The organism is Diaminobutyricimonas sp. LJ205, assembly GCF_009755725.1.
Classification (GTDB): Bacteria; Actinomycetota; Actinomycetes; order Actinomycetales; family Microbacteriaceae; genus Ruicaihuangia.
Window position 1 is genome coordinate 1,796,863 of sequence record NZ_CP046619.1, and the last position, 20,041, is coordinate 1,816,903.

A 20,041-nucleotide genomic window follows, 5' to 3' on the forward strand; every position below is an offset into this window, starting at 1 on the left:
GCCTCAGCGCTCGCCTCGGTACCACTGTTTCAAAACCAACTGGTCGAAGGCTGAGCGTTCACGCTGTACCGCCAATTGACGGGAGCGTTCTTCGTGGCTGACCACGCGGCGCGCAACCCGACGTTCGCTCCAGCTGATGAGAGCGGTGCCGGTGAGTCTGACGATGCGGTCGAGCCTGGTTGGACGCGAGGAGTACAGGGCCGGTGCCACTGTTGCCATGGGTCTCTCCTTAGTCTGGGAAGGCGTTTAGGACGCGGTGTTCTCCGGAGCATCGATCACCGGGAACGCATTGAAATGAACCTGAACGGGCCGTGAGCCGGGCACCGACTGACCGCGATAGCGGTCGACGAACTCGTCGATGACTGCCGTGGTGCGATCGCGCAGTTCCCGGAGCTGCTCGACTGTCAGCACCAGGTTCGATGTGCTGACGGTGCCGGCGTCCTGCCACTCGGGCGAGAGCTCGTCCATGCCGAGATCGAGGAAGTCCTGCAGCATCCGTTCCCGGCCCACCGACCACTCCCGCAGCACGATCCGGGTTGCCGCTTTGCCAGCCGGCGTGGACGCCACCTCACGACTCGTGAGCTGCAGTCCGCCGGGCGGCCGTTCCCACCAGCGCTCGCGGCCGGTGCCCTTGCCCTCCACCTCGCGCACGAAACCGTGCTTCTCGAGTTGCCTGAGGTGGTAGCTGGTCGCTCCACTCGATTCGCCGAGGCGTTCGGCCAGGCCGCTCGCGGTGAAGGAACCGTAAGTGGACAGGGTGTCGACGATCTTCACGCGAAGTGGGTGCGCGAGCGCCTTCAACCCCTCGAGGTCGATGACACGGTCGGTGCGTTCCTGCTTCGCCATGGCGCAAAAGTATCATTGCAAAGGTTTCTTTGCAACAGTTCCTTTGCAACGCTTCCTTTGCATCTGTCCCGTAGGGTTATCGACATGACGAATCCGTTCTTCGAAGCATCGACGCTCCCGTACCAGCTGCCGCGCTTCGCCGACATCGCTGATGAGCACTACACGGAAGCGTTCGACCGTGGCATGGCCGACCAACTGGCGGAAATCGAGGCGATCGCCTCGAGCGCCGAGGAACCGACGTTCGAGAACACCATGGTGCCGCTGGAGCGCAGCGGACAGGTGCTGCAGCGCGTGAGCGCGGTCTTCTTCAACCGCGCCTCGGCCGACTCCAATGACTTCACGCAAGCGGTCGAACAGGAATACGCGCCCAAGCTCGCGGCGCACGCCGACGCCGTCCGGCTGAACGCGGCGCTCTACAACCGGATTGAGACCTTGTACGGCCGCCGTGGACGGATGGGCCTTGAGGCCGAGGCGCAATACCTGGTGGAGCGCTACTACACCGAGTTCACCCTCGCCGGCGCCGGCCTCACCGAATCCGAGAAGGAGACCCTGCGCGAGCTGAACAAGCGGCTCTCGGTCTTGACCACCCGGTTCGAGAAGAACCTGCTCGCCGACATGAACGATCTCGCTGTGGTGATCGAGGATGTCGCGGAACTCGACGGGCTCACGCCGGGCGAGATCTCGGCCGCTGCTGAGGCGGCGAACAGCCGCGGACTGGAGGGCAAGTACCTGGTCACCCTGGTGCTCCCAACGGGACATCCGCACCTGTCCTCGCTCACCTACCGCGACGTCCGTGAGCGCATCATGCTCGCGTCGCGATCCCGCGGCATCCGCGGCGGCGACAACGACAACCGGCAGCTCGTGCTGGAGATCAGCCGGCTGCGCGCCGAACGCGCGAACTTGCTCGGCTTCCACACCCACGCCGCGTTCGTGACCGCTGACGAGACCGCCGGTTCGCCGGAGGCTGTCGCCGACCTGCTGGGCAAGCTCGCTCCGCCTGCCGCCCGCAATGCGACCGCCGAACAGGCCGACCTGCAGGCGCTGATCGGCGACGACTTCACCCTCTCCAGCCATGACTGGGCGTTCTACAGCGAGCGGGTGCGCAAGCAGAAGTACGACGTCGACAAGGCGGCGATGCGCCCGTACTTCGAAGCCGAGCGAGTGCTGCGCGACGGAGTCTTCTTCGCAGCGACCAGGCTGTACGGGATCACCTTCACCGAACGCCACGACCTCGAGGGCTACCACCCGGATGTGCGCGTGTTCGAGGTGCACAACGAGGACGGGTCCCCGCTCGGGCTCTATCTGCTCGACCTGTACACCCGTGACTCCAAGCGCGGCGGCGCCTGGATGAATTCGCTGACCCAGCAGAACGACCTTCTCGGCCAGCCGACCATCGTGACGAACAATCTCAATGTGCCGAAGCCCGGCGTCGGCGAGAAGACCCTGCTCACCTACGACGAGGTCAATACCCTGTTCCACGAGTTCGGGCATGCGCTGCACGGCCTGTTCGCCACAGTGACCTACCCGAAGTTCGCCGGCACCAACGTGTTCCGCGACTTTGTCGAGTTCCCGAGCCAGGTCAACGAGATGTGGATGCTCTGGCCCGAGGTGCTCGAGAACTACGCGGTCCACGTCGAGACCGGCGAGCCGATGCCGCGCGAACTGGTCGAGAAGATCGAGGCCTCCCGCAGCTATGGCGAGGGCTTCGCGACCAGCGAGTACCTGGCTGCTGCCCTGCTCGATCAGGCTTGGCACTCGATCTCCGCGGACGCTGAGGTCACGGATGTCGCCGCGTTCGAAGCCGGTGTGCTGGCGTCGATCGGGCTCGACAACCCCGCGGTGCCGCCGCGGTACTCGAGCACCTACTTCCAGCACGTCTTCTCGAGCGGGTATGACGCCGGCTACTACTCCTACATCTGGAGCGAGGTGCTCGACGCCGACACCGTCGCCTGGTTCCATGAGAACGGTGGGCTCACTCGCGAGAACGGCGACCGGTTCCGCTCCCTGGTGCTCGGCGTCGGCGGCTCCGTCGACCCGCATGAAGCGTTCCGGCATTTTCGGGGACGCGCGGCGGACATCCAGCCGTTGCTTGACCGGCGAGGACTGAACTGATGGTTGACACGTGGGTCTGGACGCTGACGATCGTCTTCATCGTCGCACTGCTCGCCTTCGACTTCTTCTTCCACGTGAGGGCGGCGCACGTGCCGACGCTGCGGGAATCCGCGATCTGGTCGTCGATCTACATCGGAATCGCGGTGCTCTTCGGCATCGGCGGGTTCATCTTCGGCGGCGTCGACTTCGGCACCGAGTACTTCGCCGGGTACATCACCGAGAAGGCGCTGTCGGTCGACAACCTGTTCGTGTTCCTGATCATCATGTCGAGCTTCCGGGTGCCCCGTGAGGACCAACAGAAGGTGTTGCTGTTCGGCATCGTGTTCTCGCTGATCGCCCGGACCGGGTTCATCTTCCTGGGCGCTGCGCTGATCAACAGTTTCGCCTGGGTGTTCTACATCTTCGGACTCATCCTGTTGCTCACGGCGGGCAATCTGCTGAAGCCGAAACGCGACGACGAAGCCGAGAACTTCGTCATCCGCCTGGTGCGCAAAGTGTTCCATACGACGGACTACTACGACGGCGACAAGCTGTTCACCATGCACGAGGGCAAGCGCGCGCTCACGCCCATGCTGCTGGTGATGGTCGCCATCGCCGGAACCGACCTGTTGTTCGCGCTGGACTCGATTCCGGCGATCTTCGGCCTGACCCAGAACGTGTACATCGTGTTCACCGCGACCGCGTTCTCGCTGCTCGGGCTTCGACAGCTGTACTTCCTCATCGACGGTCTGCTCGACCGGCTGATCTACCTCTCGTACGGGCTCGCCGGGATCCTCGCATTCATCGGTGTGAAGTTGGTGCTGCACGCGCTGCACGAGAACAACGTGCCGTTCATCAACAACGGTGAGCCCGTGCCGGTGACCGAGATCAGCACCGGCACATCGTTGACCGTCATCCTCGGCATCCTGGCGATCACGGTGGTGGGTTCGCTGGTCAGCCCGAAGGGCCGGGCGCGCACCGCGGTTGTCAATGTGCGCCGCTATGCGGACGAGTACCTCGACCTGTCGTACACGACCGATCCCGCGGAGCGGCAACGCGTGTACAACGGAATGCTCGCCGCGGAGAAGGTCGTCGTCGCCCTGCCGGCCAAGTATCGCGCGATGATCAAGCAGCCCGAACAGCTGCGCGAGAAACTGGGCCGCGCCCACGACGAGCACGAGCAGCACTTCTCGATCTGAGCGCCCCGCAAGAAACAGTCACGGGCGAAGGGCGTAGAACCGCCAGAAGTCGTGCTCGATGGGCAGTACCTCGACGCTGCCGAATCCCGCCTCGGCGGCCCAGCGACGCACGGACGGCGCCCGCAGCACGGTGCCGTTCGCGACCGCGGTTGATTCGGCCATGGTCGCCGGCAGGCAGTGCAGCACACTGACGGCGTACTGCATCCGGTCGAGCTTGTCGGCAGGGGCGGTGAACTCGTCGGCCACCTTCTCGTCACCGATGAGGACGACTCCGGCATCCGACAGCGTGGAACGGATGCCGCGCAGCACCGCCACCGGATCACCCATGTCATGCAGCGCTTCGAAGACGCAAGCGAAGTCGTAGCCACCCGCCGGGGTTCCGCCGGGGGTACCGCCTGCCGCGTTCGCCAGCGTGAACCTCACCCGGTCACCAACACCGGCCGCCTCGGCATTCGCGGTTGCCGTCTCGATCGACGCGGCGTCCAGATCCACCCCGTGAACCCGAGCCGCGGGAAATGCCTTCGCCAGCGCGATGGTGGACCAGCCCTCGCCACAGCCTGCGTCGAGTACCGTGCCGCCGTGTGCCAGCCATTCGGCCACTCCGTCGACCGCCGCCACCCAGTGGGCAAGGTCGTGCTCGAAACCTGGACGGTTCATCGCGGCGATCCCCCAGCGCAGGTGCGGCCCATACCGGTCGTAGGGCACCCCGGCACCGGATCGGAATGCGGCAATGACCGCGGCGAACGGTTCGACTGATCCTGCGAAGAGCGCGGGCATGCCGAGAGTGAAGCTCGGATCGGTTTCGTGGACGAGCACAGGGATGTGCGCGTCTGGCAGCCGATACTGGCGAGCCGCGGCATCCGTCGCCTCATCATCGACGTCGACGAATCCCGCAGCCGCCTGCTGCTCGAGCCATTCGCGGGCGTACCGCTCGGCGATACCGGCTGCCTCGGCGAGACCGCGCGGGCTCAGCGGACCACGCTTGTGGAGCGTGCGATACAAACCAAGCCGTCGGCCGAGCTCAATCGTGAAGAGTTCCGAGCCGGCGGTGTAGGAGTCGACGATCCGGTCCACGAGAGCGTCGCGGCGGGTTTCGTAGTCTGCGGCTGTCATGCCGCCGAGTCAACACCGCGCTCTGCCGGGCGACAATCCCCTTTGTTCACTCCTCGATCGGAGGCAGGCCCTGTTCGATCAGCTGGCGCCCGTAGATCTCGGGGTGGATTCGACGGTAGCCGGAGGCGAGGATCAGGCGGGCGGCGAGTTCCGGCGAGAGTTCGATGCTCATGCCCACCGGCTCGGGCTGCGGTTCGGGCTGCTCATCGCGCAGGAAGAGGCTCAGCACCGGGATGGCGATCGTGCCGAGCACGTCGAGAATGGCGACGACCCCGAATACCCGCCAGTACGTCTCGCCCTGCTCGCCCGGCACGTCTCCGTCGGTCAGTATCGGCAGCACAATCATTGCCGCGACGACGGTGATCGCAACGAGCGTGAGCCAGAGTCCCCAGCGGATCGGGGCTCGACGTCGGGTGCTCAGCAGGAGCAGCAGGTTGGCGTGTGCGAGGCTGACCGCGATCACCCAGGTCACCCCTAGCCAACGCCATACCCCGGTCAGGTCGGTGTCGCCGGTGTAAGGCGTCCAGATGAGAATGAGTGCCAGCGCCAGGGCGATCGCGGTGATCGTGATTCCGGTGAATCCGACCACACGCACCGCGCGACCGACGACGGCCAAATGGCAGAGCAGCAGGATGCTGGAGCCTGCAACCAGCGACGTGGTGGCCAGGATGCGCCATTGAGTGTCACCGAAGTCCCCGGACAGCAGCGCAATGATCCCGATCGCTGCGGTGACGACGAGCGAGGCAATGGTCACAATGATCGCGATCCGGCGTGCCCCGCGCAGAGACGACGGCACGGCGGGCGGGGCTAGTGTCGGGTCAGTCATGGATGCTCCTTCGGGGGTCCTGCAGAGTCAACGCTAGCGGTCCTCAGTAATTCCGGAACCACGAGAAACGCGTCGGCCGGGGCTGTGCAGCCACAGCATGACCGCGCCGCCTGCCACCAGACCCCAGAACGCGCTGCCGATTCCGGCGATCACGACTCCGGAGGCGACGACGAGGAAAGTGACCGCCGCAACCAAACGGCGATCGGGCTGCTCGAACGCGGTGACAATCCCGGTGATGAACGCACCGAACAGGGCGAGGCCGGCGACCGCGGTGATCAGCACGGGCGGCGCGGCCGCGACCAGGGCGGTGGAGACGCTCGCGGTGAGACCGAGAAGCACGTAGGTGGCTCCCGCGCTGAACGAGGCGATCCACCTGCGGCCCGGATCGGCATGCGCATCCGGACCGGCCATCATCGCCGCGGACAGTGCCGCCAGGTTCACGGCGTGGGAGCCGCCGAATGCCCCGGCAACCGACAGCGCTCCCGTGCCGACGAGAATCGGGACGGCAGGCGGCGGCGGGTATCCGAAGGTGGTGAGGACCGCGAACCCTGGCACATTCTGGCCGGCCATCGTGACGATGTAGAGCGGAACACCGAGGCTCACGATCACCAGCGGGTCGAAACTCGGCGAGACCCACTCGATGCGCGGCACCTGCGCAGCGGCACCGGTGAGCCAGTCGGTGCCGGTCGCGACCCCGACGACAAGCGCCGTCACCAGCATCGCGGCCGGGACCGCCCACCGCGGCGCCAGTCGGTACAGCACCAGCCAGACGATGACGATCGGCAGCGCGAGCGCCGGAAGTTCGATCGACGCCGTCACCGGAGCGAGGCACATCGGAAAGAGGATGCCGGCGAGCATCGCACCGGCGATGGGTTTCGGGATGCCGGTCATCGCTCGCCCGAGCGCAGGCCAGAGACCGGTGAGCACGATCAGCACGCCACAGACGATGAACGCGCCTACCGCGGCCGAGAAGTCGTCGGTCACCGTGTTCGCGGCGATCAGCAGCGCGGCGCCCGGCGTGGACCAGGCGAAGGACAGAGGCATCCGGAACCGCCACGAGTAGAGCATCGCGATCACCGCCGACGCCAGGCAGAGGATCAGCAGGCCGCTCGCCGCCTGCTCTTCGGAGGCGCCCACCGCGCGCAGCCCGGCGATCACGATCGCGAACGAGCTGGCGAACCCGGCAATGGCGCCGATGATCCCAGCGACGATCGGCTGCACCATCTATGACACCCCCCTGTGCGTGTGCGGAGACTCCAGCGTAGGGGCGCGACTACCGCGGCGTTGGTCGCCGCCTCAAAGGACGCCCGGGACAGCCTCGCTGCGGTCGGACGGCAGCGAACTTCGGATCCTCGAAGGTGCCGGGCATGGCGTCTCGCTGCAGTTCCCCGAGCTGTTCAATGAACTGCTCGACGACTGGTTGCGGCAGATCGCTTAGGCCGACTTCTCCTGGCGACGCGGCTTGTGGGGCACGATCGTCGGCGCGGCGTTGTTCTCGACCGCGTCACGCGTGACGACCACACGGGCTACCTCGCTCGAGGACGGCACCTCGAACATGATCGGGCCGAGCACCTCTTCGAGGATGGCGCGCAGCCCTCGGGCACCGGTCTGACGCAGCACCGCGAGGTCGGCGATCGCTTCAAGCGCGTCGGTCTCGAACTCGAGTTCGACGCCGTCGAGTTCGAACATGCGCTGGTACTGACGCACCAGGGCGTTCTTCGGCACGGTGAGGATCTGCATGAGCGCGGCCTGGTCGAGTGGGGTGACCGTGGTGACCACCGGCAGACGACCGATGAATTCCGGGATCAGACCGAACTTGTGCAGGTCTTCCGGAAGCACTTCGCTGAAGTAGTTCACGTTGTCGCCCTTGCTGTGCAGGGGCGCACCGAAGCCGATGCCCTTCTTGCCTGCACGCGAGGAGATGATGTCCTCAAGTCCCGCGAACGCTCCGGCGACGATGAACAGCACGTTCGTGGTGTCGATCTGGATGAATTCCTGGTGCGGATGCTTCCGCCCGCCCTGCGGCGGAACCGAAGCGACCGTGCCCTCGAGGATCTTCAGCAGCGCCTGCTGTACACCCTCACCCGAGACGTCACGAGTGATCGACGGGTTCTCGGCCTTGCGGGCGATCTTGTCGACCTCATCGATGTAGATGATGCCGGTCTCGGCGCGCTTGACGTCGTAGTCGGCGGCCTGGATCAGCTTCAGCAGGATGTTCTCGACATCCTCGCCGACGTAGCCGGCCTCGGTGAGCGCGGTGGCGTCCGCGACGGCGAACGGCACGTTGAGGCGCTTCGCGAGCGTCTGGGCGAGGTAGGTCTTGCCGCATCCGGTCGGGCCGATGAGCAGGATGTTGCTTTTCGCGATCTCGATGTCGTCGGCATGCACGTCGGCGGGGTGCAGCTGGTTGCCCGCGCGGATGCGCTTGTAGTGGTTGTAGACGGCGACCGAAAGGGCTTTCTTGGCCGCCACCTGGCCGATGACGTATTCCTCGAGGAAGGAGTAGATCTCTTTCGGCTTCGGCAGGTCGAACTCGCTCTGGGCCTCTTCGCCCGATTCTGCGAGTCGTTCCTCAATGATCTCGTTGCACAACTCGACGCACTCGTCGCAGATGTACACGCCGGGCCCCGCAATAAGCTGCTGCACCTGCTTCTGGCTCTTTCCGCAGAAAGAACACTTCAGCAGGTCGGCGCTCTCGCCGATACGTGCCATTGCGCGGCCTCCCTCTTTCACCGTGCTCGTTCTTTGAGCCTAACCCGATCCGGCGACACGCGCGCGCACGTGACGCCGTGCGGCATGTCCGCTGTCGGCGGACATGGCGAAGGTATCGTTGAGGTGTGCCAATCTCCGTGTCTCGCTGGTTGCGGGTTGCGCGCGGTTTCGGTGCAACGGGCGTTTCGACGATCGTCGCCGCGACCGCCCACGGCGTGGCCGGCGGTGGGTTCCCCGCCGCGATCGCGCTCGGCTTCGCGATCCTGTTCGGAGGCCTCGCCGGCATGCTTCTTGCGGGCCGGCCGCTTGGGCGGGTTCGCCTCGCTGTCACCGTCGTCACGGCACAGCTGATCTTCCACGGCCTGTTCACCCTGTTCGGGTCAGCGACCGGAACCGCCCGGATTGTGGAGACTCACGGCAGCCACCACAACTCGTACGCCTTCATCGGCGGAGCAGCGGATGCCCCGGTGCCAGCCGACATGACGCTCATGCACCTCATGGCGGCGATTGCCAGCTACGCGCTGATCCGTCACGGACTCCAGGTATTCGCGCGGTTGATCCAGCTCGCTGCGATGCTGATCGATCCCCTCCGCCGAGCCTGCGCATTGTTGGCCCGTCCTGTCAGCGCACTCCCCCGGCTTGTCGTGGCAGCCCTCAGTTGGCGCCCCACGATCACGCAATTCCTTTCCGGCTCGATCGAACGCGGACCTCCGGTAGCCCTCGGGCACTGATCAGATTCCGCTTTCGATTAACCGTTAAGGACACCACCATGAAACACCGATCCATCCTCGCGGCTGCCGCCGCTGCCGCCCTCATCTTCGCTGCCCCCATGTCGGCCAGCGCCCACAGCTCGGCGACGCCTGACCCGGCTGACGGAGCCACGGTCACCACCCTCCCTTCAGAGTTCTCAGTGACCGCGAGCGACCCGTTCTTCACCGCCGCCGGCGACGGCGGATTTGGCCTGCTTGTCCAGGATGCCGCGGGTCTCTACTACGGCGATGGCTGCGTGACCATCGACAGCGCCGACATGTCCACGCCCGTGACCCTCGGTGCGCCCGGCACCTACACGATCACCTGGCAGTTCATCTCCGCTGACAGCCACCCTACGAGTGGCACGTCCACCTTCGAGTGGGCACCGAGCGCGCCGACCGAAGAAGCTGTCGGATCGACTGAGGCGCCCGTTTGTGGCGCCGACGGAGGGTCAGCCGCCCCCGGCGCTGATGACGAGCAAACGGCTGCTCCGACGGCTGACAGCGACGACGTCGCCAACAGCGGGTCGGATGCCGCGGACTCCGGCGCGCTGCCGTGGGTGATCGGCGGAATAGTCGTCGTCCTGTTGGCTGCCGGGATCAGCTATGGAGTCGTCCGCCGCCGCGCCGCCAACGACTGACGCGGACTGCCCAGGAGCAGGAATACTGGCGGGATGACCGAGGGAAAGCCCGTCTACCTGCTCGACTGCGACACCGGCATCGATGACGCGGTCGCCCTGCTCTACCTGCTGGGCGATCGGTCCATCGACCTGGCTGCGGTGACCATCACCTTCGGCAATGTCACCGCAGCACAGGCCGCCGACAACACCCTCCGCCTGCTGCACCGGGTCGGCCGCGATGACATCCCCGTCGCGGTCGGCTCGGAACTCTCGGTCGCCGGAGGCGAGCTCGTCGATCGCGGGCAGAACCGGATCCACGGCCGTAACGGCATCGGGGACGTCACGCTGCCACCCTCCCCGAATGCGCCGGTCGACGAGACCGCGCCCGAGCTCATCGTGCGGCTCGCACACGAGCACGCAGGCAGGCTGCACCTGATCGTCACCGGCGTCTGCACCAACCTGGCACACGCGCTGGAACTCGATCCCGAGTTACCCGAGCTGGTGGCATCCGTCACCATCATGGGCGGCGCCGCGATGGTGCCAGGCAATGCGACCGCAGCTGCCGAGGCGAACATCATCCATGACCCGGTAGCTGCCGCCCGTGTGCTGCGGGCGCCGTGGCCGGTGACCCTGGTTCCGCTGGATGTCACGATGCTCGATGTCATCGAGCAGCCGGAGTGGCAGCAACTGCTCGCCGCGACCGGGACAGTCGGCGAACTCGCCGCGCAGATGATGGATGTCTACATGGACTTCTACGCCGACCGGTACGGGCGCCGGGTGGCTGCCTGCCACGATGTGCTTGCCGCGGCGATCGCCGTTGGCGACATCCGGCCGACGCTTGCGCCGGTGATCGACGTGCTGGTCGACACCACCGACGGTCCGGGTCGGGGTCAGACGATCTGCGACCTGCGCGACCGGTTTCGTGGCTATGACCGCGACGTGGACGGCGGCTCCCGCGTGGTGCTCGAGCTCGGGGAACGATTCGTGCCGCGCCTGCTTGACCGGCTCACCAGCTACTAGAACGCGACCTCATCCGGTGGTCGAGCCTGCCGAGACCCGGTCTAGGCAAGCTCGACCACCTGAGGCAAACGCAGTGAGGCCCGCCGGTTTCCCGGCGGGCCTCACTGATCCGTTCGCTACTTGACGAGCGTCGGGAGATTCTTGCGGCTGGTGAGCACCTGGTCGATGAGCCCGTAGTCGAGCGCCTCGGCGGCGATCAGGATCTTGTCGCGGTCGATGTCCTTCGACACCTGCTCGACGGTGTGGTTCGAGTGCTTCGACAGCGTCTCCTCGAGCCACTCGCGCAGGCGCTGGATCTCGCGGGCCTGGATCTCGATGTCGGAGGCCTGGCCGCGTCCGGCGTCACCGGTCGAAGGCTGGTGGATCAGCACGCGGGCGTTCGGCAGGGCGAGACGCTTGCCCGGGGTACCAGCCGCGAGCAGCACGGCGGCCGCGGAGGCAGCCTGGCCGAGCACCACGGTCTGGATCTCGGGACGGATGTACTGCATGGTGTCGTAGATCGCGGTCATCGCGGTGAACGAGCCACCGGGCGAGTTGATGTACATCACGATGTCGCGGTCGGGGTCCTGGCTCTCGAGCACGAGCAGCTGGGCCATGACGTCGTCAGCCGAGGCGTCATCCACCTGCACGCCGAGGAACACGATGCGGTCCTCGAACAGCTTCGCGTAGGGGTCCTGACGCTTGTAGCCGTAGGCGGTGCGCTCTTCGAAGCTCGGCAGGATGTAGCGCGAGCTGGGCATCATCGAGCCATTCAGGGCGCCGAAGTTGGGGGTTTCCATGTCTGTTTCTCTCTCCTGAATTCCAGCGCCGCTACTGCTCGGTACCGCCGCCGCCGATGACGTCGGAGGCCGATTCGCGGATGTGGTCGACAAAGCCGTACTCGAGCGCCTCCTGGGCGCTGAACCAGCGGTCACGGTCACCGTCGAGGTTGATCTGCTCGACGGACTTGCCGGTCTGCGCGGCAGTGATCTCGGCGAGGCGCTTCTTCATGTCGAGGATGAGCGCGGCCTGGGTCTGAATGTCCGACGAGGTACCGCCGAAGCCACCGTGCGGCTGGTGCAGCAGCACACGCGCGTTCGGGGTGATGTAACGCTTGCCCTTGGTGCCGGCGGTCAGCAGCAGCTGGCCCATCGACGCGGCCATGCCGATGCCGACCGTGACGATGTCGTTCGGCACGAACTGCATGGTGTCGTAGATCGCCATGCCCGCGGTGATCGAACCACCGGGCGAGTTGATGTAGAGGTAGATGTCCTTCTGCGGGTCCTCGGCGGCGAGCAGCAGCAACTTCGCCGCGATCTCGTTGGCGTTGTCGTCGCGCACCTCAGAGCCGAGCCAGATGATGCGGTCCTTCAGCAGTCGATCGAAAACACTGTTCGGCGTAGCCGGTTCGGCCATGGTTCGAGCTCCCATTCAGTTGTCGCTTGATTTCGAATCTAGTGGAACGGGCGCGCGGGATCGGCCGTGTTCGCCGTCGGCAGACTGTCGGGCCGTCGCCGCGGTGCCGCTTCGGTGCCGCTTCGGCATCTGTGCCCGTTCGGGACATCCGTGCCTGCTCGCGCCGGCTCAAATGCCCCAACGGGGCACGTTCGCCGGAATGGCCGCCGCGGTGTGCGCGAGAGCGCACTTTCGCGGAGATGCACGCCCATAGGCTGGCCGCATGACGGATGCCTGGACCGAACAAGTCGCCGCAGTGTGGGCTGCAGCCGACGAACTCGACGATTCCGAGGTGCTGCGAAGGATCGACGCGATCGTGCTGGCCGCGATGGGCCTCGACTCCGCCGAGCCGGATGCCGCTGCAGCGCTGGTCACCGACGCCGCCGCCCTGTTCGAGCTGGCGAGCGCCCGAGACTACGCGGACCGCGAGGCCGACGCCGCGCCCCTGTACGAGTCTGCGCTGGCGGCAGGGCTCGAGGAGCCACTGCGCGGCCAGGCCGTGATCCAACTCGCGAGCACCCTCCGCAACCTCGGCCGCGCAGATGCAGCCATCGCGCTGCTGCAAGAGTCGTTCGGCGACGAGCCGGAGCATCCGCTAGCCGACGCCGCGCGCGCATTCCTCGCCCTCTGCTATGCCAGCCGAGGCGAGACCGCCACGGCCACTGCGATCGCTCTGGATGCCCTGGCGGGGCACCTTCCCCAGTACCAGCGCTCGGTGCGCGCGTACGCCGCAGAGTTGGCCAGTAGCGAGCAGCCCAAACGGCAGATTCGGCTGATGAACGACTACGGCGCGGAAGTGCCGCTGTGGGATGACGGGGGCCTCGCAGACTCGGGCTCGCTGCCACTGAGCGACGAGTTGATCGAGCGGTTGAAGGCGTGGGCCGCCCAGTTCGAGCAGTGCATGGACCCACAGACCGGCTGGCGTGAAGCCGCGCTGGTGGAGGCCCACCGCGCCGAGGCACATGCCCTACGCGAGGCAGTCGCTCACGCATTGGGCGCTGACTTCCACGTCGTCCTCTTGCTGTGGGAACTCGACGGGCGGTAATCGGCCGCTCGGGAGGACACTTCTGCGGATTGCGTCCTCCCAAGCCGACTATCTCCTCCCGAGCCGTGGACGGCCGACCCGCGAAGGCGAATCATTCAGGGAAAGTGACGTCGAGCGCCGCACGCAGATCCGCGATCAGGTCGCCGGCATCCTCCAGTCCAATCGACAGGCGCAGGTGCCCGAGGCGCTGCATCGGCTCGGGGTAGTGGGCGACGCGGGGTCCGCTGGTGCCGACATGCACGATCAGCGTCTCGTCGTGCCCCAGCGACACTGCCGAGGTGATCACCCGCAGGTTCGCCACAAACCGGTTCTGCAGTCCGGGATCGCCGTCGACCGCGAACGCCATCATCGCCCCTGGCCCATTGGGCAGCAGCCGCCTGGCCAGGTCATGCTGCGGATGCGACGCCAGCCCCGGGTACAGCACGTACGCGACCCGCGGATCGGCCTCGAGGAACTCGGCGACCTTCTGGGCGGTCTCTACATGCTGCCGCAGCCGAAGCGGCAAGGTCACCGAGCCGCGCATGATCAGCCACGCGTTGAAGGGGCTGATCACTCCCCCGACATCCACCATGGCATCGGCTTTGATGGTGCCGATCAGCTCGGCTGAACCGATCACCGCGCCACCCATCGCGTCGCCGTGGCCGTTGATGTACTTGGTCAGCGAGTGCACAACCAAGTCGGCGCCCGCATCGAGCGGACGGCTGAGCGGTGGCGGGGTGAACGTCGAGTCGACCGAGAGCCGCGCGCCCGCGTCGTGCGCGATATCCGCGATTGCGGGGATGTCCGCAAGCCGAGTCGTCGGGTTCGCGATGGTCTCCGTGTGGATCAGCCTGGTCGTCGGGCGAATCGCTGCCCGCACCGCGTCGAGGTCTGACGTGTCGACCAGGGTGGCCTCGATGCCGTATTTCTGCGGCAACAATTCGGTGAACAGGCGGAAGGAGGCCTCGTAAGTTTGGTCCGCGAGGACGACATGGTCTCCGGTCCGCAGCACGCTGAAGAACACCGCATGCAGGGCAGCGACGCCGCTCGCCAGCACGACAGCATCCTCGCCGTTTTCGAGGAGCGCGAGTTTCTGCTGCAGCGCCTTCTGGTTGACCGCACCGTTCCGGGTATAGATGTTGTGTTCCGACGTCGACCAGCTGATTCCGGAGGGGTCCTCGGGCAGGGCATACGAGTTGGCCATCACGATTGGCGTGCGCACCGCCCCGCTGCCGGGATCGATCGCATTGCCGGCATGGACGGCCTGCGAGTTCGGCCCGAGAGTCGACGGGTCGTGCTTGTCTGGGCGGATGCTGTCGCTCACTCTTGCACCCTAGCGAGCCCGCCCCGGATCCCACTCGTGAAGTTCTTCGGCAACGACGAAGGGCCCGGAGCGGATGCTCCGGGCCCTTCGTTCTGGACTACTCAGTGGTTGTGACCGGCGTGCTCGTCGACCTCAGCCTCGTCGTCGGTGTCGATGACGTCGTCGGGGGTCTCTCCCGCGGTGGCGGTGAAGTCCGAGACATCCACGGCCTGGCCCTTGTCGTCAACGACCTTCGCCTTGCCGAGAACGACCGCGAGCACCTTGGAGCGCGCAACCTCGCCGACCATGGCCTGGATCTGGCCGTTCTGGTCGAGGATCTGGATGAACTCGCCGGGCTCCATGCCGTACTGCGCAGCGCCCTGGATGAGGTACTGGGTCAGCTCGTCCTGGCCGACCTTGACCTCTTCCTTCTCGGCGATCGCGTCGAGCAGGATCTGCGAGCGGAAGGTCTTCTCGCTGGACTCAGTGACCTCGGCACGGTGCTCGTCGTCCTCGAGGCGGTTCTCCTGCTCGAGGTGACGGTGCACCTCGTCCTCAACGAGCTTCGCGGGGACCGGGATCTCGACGAGCTCGAGGAGCTTGTCGACGATCTGGTCACGCGCCTGCGACACCTGGCCGAAGGTCTTCGACTTGGCGAGCTGCTCCTTGAGGTCGGCCTTCAGCTCGTCGATGGTGTCGAACTGGCTGGCGATCTGAGCGAAGTCGTCGTCGGCCTCGGGAAGCTCGCGCTCCTTGACCGAGGTCAGCGTAACTGCGATCTCAGCGGTCTCGCCGGCGTGGTCGCCACCGACCAGCTTCGACTCGAAGGTGGTGCTCTCACCAGCGGTCAGCGAGTCGAGTGCCTCATCGATGCCGTCGATGAGTTCTCCCGAGCCGATCTCGTAGCTGATGCCGTTCGCCGTGTCGACCTCGACACCGTTGATGGTGGCGACCAGGTCGAGCTGGGCGAAGTCGCCCGACTTCGCCGGACGGTCGACCGAGATCAGGGTGCCGAAGCGAGCGCGCAGGTTCTCCAGCTCGCCGTCGATGTCCTCGTCGGACACATCGACCGAGTCGACCTTGAGCTCGAGCTCCTCGTAGTTGGGCAGCTCGAAATCGGGGCGCACGTCGACCTCGACGGTGATCACGAGGTCGCCGCTGAAGTCGGCGACGCTCGGCCACTCGGCGACATCCGCCTCGGGACGACCGAGCGTACGGATCTCCTCGGCCTTGACCGCGTCACGGTAGAACTTGTCGAGTCCCTCGCTGACAGCGTGGTTCAGCACCTCTTCGCGCCCAACCCGCTGGTCGATGATCGGCGCGGGCACCTTGCCCTTGCGGAAACCGGGAACGGTGACCTGCTCCGCGATGTGCTTGTAGGCGTGGTCGATGCTCGGCTTCAGCTCGTCAGGCGAGACGGAAATGGTGAGCTTCGCGCGGGTGGGGTTGAGCTTTTCAACCGTGGTGGTTACCAATGGAGGTTCTCCTGTAGTCCTTTTTTTGTGGGTGTGGTCGGGGCGACAGGATTCGAACCTGCGGCCTCCCGCTCCCAAAGCGGGCGCTCTAGCCAAGCTGAGCTACGCCCCGGCGGTGCGTTCGGTGACCAACCGAACGAGAGACCTGGGTCACCCGAGAATTGGCCTCGGCAAGTCTAGCCGAGTTCACCAGCGCGTTTGTCAGGGACATCCGTGGGATGTATTAGGCTTGCTTCGCGCAACCGGCTCAGGCCGGCTGTTTGCGGGGATGTAGCTTAATGGTAAAGCCTTAGTCTTCCAAACTAATGACGCGGGTTCGATTCCCGTCATCCCCTCCAAGAGGATGTTCTTCAAGAGGCCACGCTGGTCGGCGTCACTCGTTAGGCTGCCGCACGATGGCTGACTACGACCCCAGACTCGTCGAGCTTTACGACTTCGACAATCCGGATGGTCCGGACCACGACTTCTACCGGGAGCTCGCCGCTCAACTGGATGCACAAAGCATCATCGACATCGGCTGCGGAACCGGCCTCCTCACGGTGACCCTCGCAGGGCCAGGTCGCTCGGTGCTCGGCACCGACCCGTCCCGCCGCATGCTGGATTACGCGAGAAGTCGTCCTCAAGCCGGTCGGGTGCGGTGGCTGGAGGGCGACGCAAGCGCCATTGACATCCGCGACGCCGACTACGCGGTCATGACCGGGAACGTCGCCCAGCACATCGACAACAACACCTGGGCTGCCACTCTCGCCAACGTTCACCGCGCGTTGCGAACCGGCGGGGTGCTCGCATTCGAGAGTCGCAATCCCGCCGTTCTGGCGTGGGAGGAATGGCGCGCCGAGCCGGTCAGCACTCGCCAGACACCGCTTGGACCTTTGCAGGAGTGGATGGAAGTGTCCGACCTGCACCCAGACGGTGTCGTCAACCTGACGGCGCACAACGTGTTCGAAAATACTGGCGAGCATGTGATTGAAGAGCTGGCCCTGGTGTTCCGTGATCGAGCCGCAATCGAGGCCGACCTGGTAATAGCTGGGTTCATAGTCGAAGCCGTCTGGGGAGGATGGGCGAAGACTCCTCTGAAGCAGTCCGATCCGATCATGGTGTTCCAAGCGCGCAAGGAATAGCCGCGCGCAGCACCCCGCAAATGCGCCCCTGTTGAGGGCGTGTCGCTATTGCTTCCGAGGGTGATTCGGCTTTACTCTCGCAGTACCCCGCCCGAATACTCCGCCCTGGGACCCCTAGCCCAACGGAGCCGGCCCTCACCCAGGAGCCAAAGATGACTACTGCAGTGCCCTCTGCCCCCGCCGGCTGGTACCCCGACCCGCTTGGCACGACACTTCTTCGTTGGTGGAACGGCGACGGTTGGACCGACCGCGTCGAACAGCGCCGGCCGGAGATCCAGCTCGCTCCCGGCGCGATCGACTGGCGCACCCGCCGCCGGATCGCCTAGATCTAGCGCTGCAGCCAGGCCAGGACGGCCAGCACCCGCCGATGGTCGGTGCCGGAATCCTCAAGGCCAAGCTTCTGAAAGATCGACGTCACGTTCTTCTCGACCGCCCCGGTACCGATGAACAGGGTCGAGGCGATCGCCGCGTTGGTCCGGCCTTCCGCCATCAGCGTGATCACCTCACGCTCGCGAGCGGTGAGATGCTCCAGCGGGTCATGCCGTCGACCGAGCAACTGCGAAACCACTTCCGGGTCCAGCACCGTTCCCCCGGCAGCAATGCGCTCGATCGCGTCTTTCAACTCGTCGAGGCTCGCCACGCGGTCCTTCAGCAGGTAACCGACTCCCCCGCTGCCCGACGCCAGCAGCTCACTCGCGTAGGCGACCTCGACGTACTGCGACAGCAGCAGGATGCCAAGCGTCGGCTGCAGCTCGCGGGCCCGGATCGCGGCACGCACGCCCTCGTCTCGGAAGGTCGGCGGCATCCGCACGTCCAGCACGGCGAGGTCCGGTTTCAGGTCAGCCAGGCTGGCCAGCAGCTCCTCGCCGTCGCCGAATGCGCCGACAACATCGAGTTCCGCCTCGCCGAGCAGCCGGACGAGGCCCTCACGCAACAGGACTGAATCATCGGCAACCACGACACGAAGAGCACTCACCACCCAACCCTATTGGTCGAGGAATCCCCACGCTGATCGAACCTGCGGAGATCTCGGCAAGGTCGATCAGCGGGATCGCTCGATCAGCGGGATCGCTCGATCAGCGGGATCGCTCGATCAGCGGGATGGCTCGATCAGCGGGGCACGTCAGTACGTGACCGGAAGGTGCGCGGTCACCACGGTCGGGCCGCCCACTGGACTGGTGAACTCGAACGTGCCGCCGAGCCCGCGCAACCGCTCCTCGATGCCCGCAAGACCGTGACCCGCCTTGGCCACCGCACCGCCACGACCCGAGTCGGCCACCGTCACATCGAGCCACCAGTTGTCGCCCTCCGGCACCCGACGCAGCGCCAGCTGCAGGCCGATCTCGGATGCCCCGGAGTGCTTCGTCGCGTTCGTCACCAGCTCACTCGCGATGAAGTAGGCGTTGCGCTCGATCTCCTGCGGCAGCTGCACTCCCTCGTCGATGGCGTTCGCGAACTTCACCGGCACGGCGTTGCGCGCGGCCATCGACTGAAGCGCGGCAGCAAGCCCTCGGTCCATCAGGATCGGCGGTGCGAACCCGCGCGACAGCGCGCGGAGCTCGTCCAGGGCGGCGCTCGACTGTTCGGTGGCCTCGGCAATCAGTGTCCGTGCGTTCTCCGGATCCTTCTCGAGCGCACGCTCCGCGGAGGCGAGGTCCATCTGCAGGCGCACCAGCCGCTGCTGCGGACCATCGTGGATGTCTCGCTCCAAACGACGAAGCGAGTGTCCCTCGGCGGAGATCGCCGCGCCTCGCGACTCGCTGAGGTCGACCACCTGTCGCTCGAGCGCCTCAGAGCGCCAGGCGCCAAGCATCCCGCGCGCGAAGTGGTGGTGCAGGTTGACCAGCCCGCGCATCACGAATGGCAGGGTGAACGCGAACACGACGCCGATGATCAGGTTCAGAACCGCATCACCCGATCGTCCATCGGCAACGTCGACTCCTGGGAAGAGGAACTCGACGACCACCTCGGAGATGTAGATGTCCTGATTGCCCTCCGGAATGAATCGGTCCCAGAACCAGAACGTGAGCCCACCGAGCGCTGCAGCAACCCAGGTGACCGTGAGCGACCAGGTCAGGATCGAGATGATGAAGCCGACCACGACCGTGTGCAGCAGGTAGAGCCAGTAGTGACCGTCAGCCAATGGCACGAACGCCCGGGCAAGCCGGCCTCCCTGCGACGTCTTGAACTGGGGACGGGTGACCTCAGGCATCCCAGCCGCCCGCAACCTGACCAGTTCGAGCGTGCCGAACGCACGCGCCACATAGAGCGCCGCGGCGAGGACGAAGATCCCGATGAAGGTGACGATCAGGCCAGCACCGAGCGCGAACACGGTGATCGTTACCGAGAATGCGACCACCGCGATCGGCAGCAGAGGCAGTAGGAACCCCAGCTCCCGCGGAACCGCGCGCCAGAGCGCGCCGTACCCGGTTCGGTCGCCGACCGACGTTGCGCTCACAGTCTCGGTGGTCATGGTTCTCTTCTCTCGGTTGTGCGGGGCTTTCGCCA

The 20,041-nt window shown here is 65.9% G+C and carries 20 protein-coding genes and 2 tRNA genes; 9 read left to right on the forward strand and 13 right to left on the reverse strand.

Going from position 1 to position 20,041, the window contains the following annotated elements:
* Positions 1–3: 3 nt before the first annotated feature.
* Both GO591_RS08615 and GO591_RS08620 read right to left on the reverse strand, forming a co-directional pair.
* Complete coding sequence (locus tag GO591_RS08615) at positions 4–219, reverse strand: hypothetical protein (RefSeq protein WP_157156443.1); 216 nt, start codon at positions 217–219, stop codon at positions 4–6.
* Positions 220–246: 27 nt separating this feature from the next.
* Positions 247–846 carry an ArsR/SmtB family transcription factor gene (locus GO591_RS08620; protein WP_157156444.1) on the reverse strand — a complete coding sequence of 200 codons (600 nt, stop codon included), beginning with the start codon at positions 844–846 and terminating at the stop codon, positions 247–249.
* An 84-nt stretch (positions 847–930) separates the two neighbouring features.
* On the opposite strand from GO591_RS08620, the gene GO591_RS08625 reads away from it, so the two are divergent.
* Positions 931–2,958 carry a M3 family metallopeptidase gene (locus GO591_RS08625; RefSeq protein WP_157156445.1) on the forward strand — a complete coding sequence of 676 codons (2,028 nt, stop codon included), beginning with the start codon at positions 931–933 and terminating at the stop codon, positions 2,956–2,958.
* Positions 2,955–4,136 carry a TerC family protein gene (locus tag GO591_RS08630; RefSeq protein WP_370455349.1) on the forward strand — a complete coding sequence of 394 codons (1,182 nt, stop codon included), beginning with the start codon at positions 2,955–2,957 and terminating at the stop codon, positions 4,134–4,136. The genes GO591_RS08625 and GO591_RS08630 overlap by 4 nt, the downstream gene beginning before the upstream one ends.
* Before the next feature lie 18 nt (positions 4,137–4,154).
* Here GO591_RS08630 and GO591_RS08635 read toward each other — a convergent pair whose 3' ends face one another.
* The 4 genes from GO591_RS08635 to clpX form a co-directional block, all read right to left on the reverse strand.
* Entirely contained in the window at positions 4,155–5,249 is a 1,095-nt protein-coding gene (locus tag GO591_RS08635) for a methyltransferase domain-containing protein (RefSeq protein ID WP_157156447.1), read from the reverse strand.
* A gap of 46 nt (positions 5,250–5,295) precedes the next feature.
* The gene (locus GO591_RS08640; protein WP_157156448.1) at positions 5,296–6,075 is read right to left on the reverse strand and encodes a hypothetical protein; all 780 of its coding nucleotides are present in this window, start codon (positions 6,073–6,075) and stop codon (positions 5,296–5,298) included.
* A gap of 33 nt (positions 6,076–6,108) precedes the next feature.
* Positions 6,109–7,299, reverse strand: coding sequence for a benzoate/H(+) symporter BenE family transporter (locus GO591_RS08645; protein WP_157156449.1), 1,191 nt, complete (start codon positions 7,297–7,299; stop codon positions 6,109–6,111).
* Positions 7,300–7,509: 210 nt separating this feature from the next.
* Positions 7,510–8,787, reverse strand: coding sequence for an ATP-dependent Clp protease ATP-binding subunit ClpX (gene clpX / locus GO591_RS08650; protein ID WP_157156450.1), 1,278 nt, complete (start codon positions 8,785–8,787; stop codon positions 7,510–7,512).
* A 125-nt stretch (positions 8,788–8,912) separates the two neighbouring features.
* Between clpX and GO591_RS08655 the strand changes: the two genes are divergently transcribed.
* From GO591_RS08655 to GO591_RS08665, 3 genes are read left to right on the forward strand one after another with little or no spacing between them, the layout of a single operon-like run.
* Positions 8,913–9,518, forward strand: a complete 606-nt coding sequence (locus tag GO591_RS08655) for a hypothetical protein (protein ID WP_157156451.1) — start codon at positions 8,913–8,915, stop codon at positions 9,516–9,518.
* A 38-nt stretch (positions 9,519–9,556) separates the two neighbouring features.
* Positions 9,557–10,177, forward strand: a complete 621-nt coding sequence (locus GO591_RS08660; protein WP_157156452.1) for a copper resistance CopC family protein — start codon at positions 9,557–9,559, stop codon at positions 10,175–10,177.
* A 33-nt stretch (positions 10,178–10,210) separates the two neighbouring features.
* Positions 10,211–11,176, forward strand: coding sequence for a nucleoside hydrolase (locus tag GO591_RS08665; protein ID WP_157156453.1), 966 nt, complete (start codon positions 10,211–10,213; stop codon positions 11,174–11,176).
* Between the two features lie 116 nt (positions 11,177–11,292).
* On the opposite strand, the gene GO591_RS08670 is transcribed toward GO591_RS08665, so the two are convergent.
* Positions 11,293–11,955 carry an ATP-dependent Clp protease proteolytic subunit gene (locus GO591_RS08670; protein ID WP_157156454.1) on the reverse strand — a complete coding sequence of 221 codons (663 nt, stop codon included), beginning with the start codon at positions 11,953–11,955 and terminating at the stop codon, positions 11,293–11,295.
* A 31-nt stretch (positions 11,956–11,986) separates the two neighbouring features.
* On the reverse strand, positions 11,987–12,571 hold the full coding sequence (locus GO591_RS08675; RefSeq protein ID WP_157156455.1) for an ATP-dependent Clp protease proteolytic subunit: 585 nt from the start codon (positions 12,569–12,571) through the stop codon (positions 11,987–11,989).
* Positions 12,572–12,833: 262 nt separating this feature from the next.
* Between GO591_RS08675 and GO591_RS08680 the strand changes: the two genes are divergently transcribed.
* Complete coding sequence (locus GO591_RS08680; protein ID WP_157156456.1) at positions 12,834–13,655, forward strand: tetratricopeptide repeat protein; 822 nt, start codon at positions 12,834–12,836, stop codon at positions 13,653–13,655.
* Between the two features lie 91 nt (positions 13,656–13,746).
* Here GO591_RS08680 and GO591_RS08685 read toward each other — a convergent pair whose 3' ends face one another.
* From GO591_RS08685 to GO591_RS08695, 3 genes are all read right to left on the reverse strand, one after another.
* Positions 13,747–14,958: a trans-sulfuration enzyme family protein gene (locus GO591_RS08685; RefSeq protein WP_157156457.1), complete on the reverse strand. Its 1,212-nt coding sequence runs from the start codon at positions 14,956–14,958 to the stop codon at positions 13,747–13,749.
* Between the two features lie 101 nt (positions 14,959–15,059).
* Positions 15,060–16,412 (reverse strand): trigger factor, encoded by a 1,353-nt coding sequence (tig, locus tag GO591_RS08690; protein WP_157156458.1) that lies wholly within the window; start codon positions 16,410–16,412, stop codon positions 15,060–15,062.
* Between the two features lie 34 nt (positions 16,413–16,446).
* Positions 16,447–16,524, reverse strand: a tRNA-Pro gene (locus tag GO591_RS08695).
* Between the two features lie 152 nt (positions 16,525–16,676).
* Between GO591_RS08695 and GO591_RS08700 the strand changes: the two genes are divergently transcribed.
* From GO591_RS08700 to GO591_RS08710, 3 genes are all read left to right on the forward strand, one after another.
* A tRNA-Gly gene (locus GO591_RS08700) sits at positions 16,677–16,750 on the forward strand.
* Positions 16,751–16,807: 57 nt separating this feature from the next.
* Positions 16,808–17,533, forward strand: a complete 726-nt coding sequence (locus GO591_RS08705) for a class I SAM-dependent methyltransferase (protein ID WP_157156459.1) — start codon at positions 16,808–16,810, stop codon at positions 17,531–17,533.
* A gap of 152 nt (positions 17,534–17,685) precedes the next feature.
* Positions 17,686–17,859 carry a DUF2510 domain-containing protein gene (locus tag GO591_RS08710; protein ID WP_157156460.1) on the forward strand — a complete coding sequence of 58 codons (174 nt, stop codon included), beginning with the start codon at positions 17,686–17,688 and terminating at the stop codon, positions 17,857–17,859.
* Positions 17,860–17,861: 2 nt separating this feature from the next.
* Here the strand turns inward: GO591_RS08710 and GO591_RS08715 are convergent, their stop codons facing one another.
* Entirely contained in the window at positions 17,862–18,509 is a 648-nt protein-coding gene (locus tag GO591_RS08715) for a response regulator transcription factor (RefSeq protein WP_157156461.1), read from the reverse strand.
* Positions 18,510–18,656: 147 nt separating this feature from the next.
* The gene (locus tag GO591_RS08720; protein ID WP_157156462.1) at positions 18,657–20,006 is read right to left on the reverse strand and encodes a sensor histidine kinase; all 1,350 of its coding nucleotides are present in this window, start codon (positions 20,004–20,006) and stop codon (positions 18,657–18,659) included.
* Positions 20,007–20,041 lie beyond the last annotated feature (35 nt).

Coding starts and splice junctions, on each gene's coding strand:
- GO591_RS08615 (WP_157156443.1), bottom strand. CDS start 219: ATGGCAACAGTGGCACCGGCCCTGTACTCCTCGCGTCCAACCAGGCTC.
- GO591_RS08620 (WP_157156444.1), bottom strand. CDS start 846: ATGGCGAAGCAGGAACGCACCGACCGTGTCATCGACCTCGAGGGGTTG.
- GO591_RS08625 (WP_157156445.1), top strand. CDS start 931: ATGACGAATCCGTTCTTCGAAGCATCGACGCTCCCGTACCAGCTGCCG.
- GO591_RS08635 (WP_157156447.1), bottom strand. CDS start 5,249: ATGACAGCCGCAGACTACGAAACCCGCCGCGACGCTCTCGTGGACCGG.
- GO591_RS08640 (WP_157156448.1), bottom strand. CDS start 6,075: ATGACTGACCCGACACTAGCCCCGCCCGCCGTGCCGTCGTCTCTGCGC.
- GO591_RS08645 (WP_157156449.1), bottom strand. CDS start 7,299: ATGGTGCAGCCGATCGTCGCTGGGATCATCGGCGCCATTGCCGGGTTC.
- clpX (WP_157156450.1), bottom strand. CDS start 8,787: ATGGCACGTATCGGCGAGAGCGCCGACCTGCTGAAGTGTTCTTTCTGC.
- GO591_RS08660 (WP_157156452.1), top strand. CDS start 9,557: ATGAAACACCGATCCATCCTCGCGGCTGCCGCCGCTGCCGCCCTCATC.
- GO591_RS08665 (WP_157156453.1), top strand. CDS start 10,211: ATGACCGAGGGAAAGCCCGTCTACCTGCTCGACTGCGACACCGGCATC.
- GO591_RS08670 (WP_157156454.1), bottom strand. CDS start 11,955: ATGGAAACCCCCAACTTCGGCGCCCTGAATGGCTCGATGATGCCCAGC.
- GO591_RS08675 (WP_157156455.1), bottom strand. CDS start 12,571: ATGGCCGAACCGGCTACGCCGAACAGTGTTTTCGATCGACTGCTGAAG.
- GO591_RS08680 (WP_157156456.1), top strand. CDS start 12,834: ATGACGGATGCCTGGACCGAACAAGTCGCCGCAGTGTGGGCTGCAGCC.
- GO591_RS08705 (WP_157156459.1), top strand. CDS start 16,808: ATGGCTGACTACGACCCCAGACTCGTCGAGCTTTACGACTTCGACAAT.
- GO591_RS08710 (WP_157156460.1), top strand. CDS start 17,686: ATGACTACTGCAGTGCCCTCTGCCCCCGCCGGCTGGTACCCCGACCCG.
- GO591_RS08720 (WP_157156462.1), bottom strand. CDS start 20,006: ATGACCACCGAGACTGTGAGCGCAACGTCGGTCGGCGACCGAACCGGG.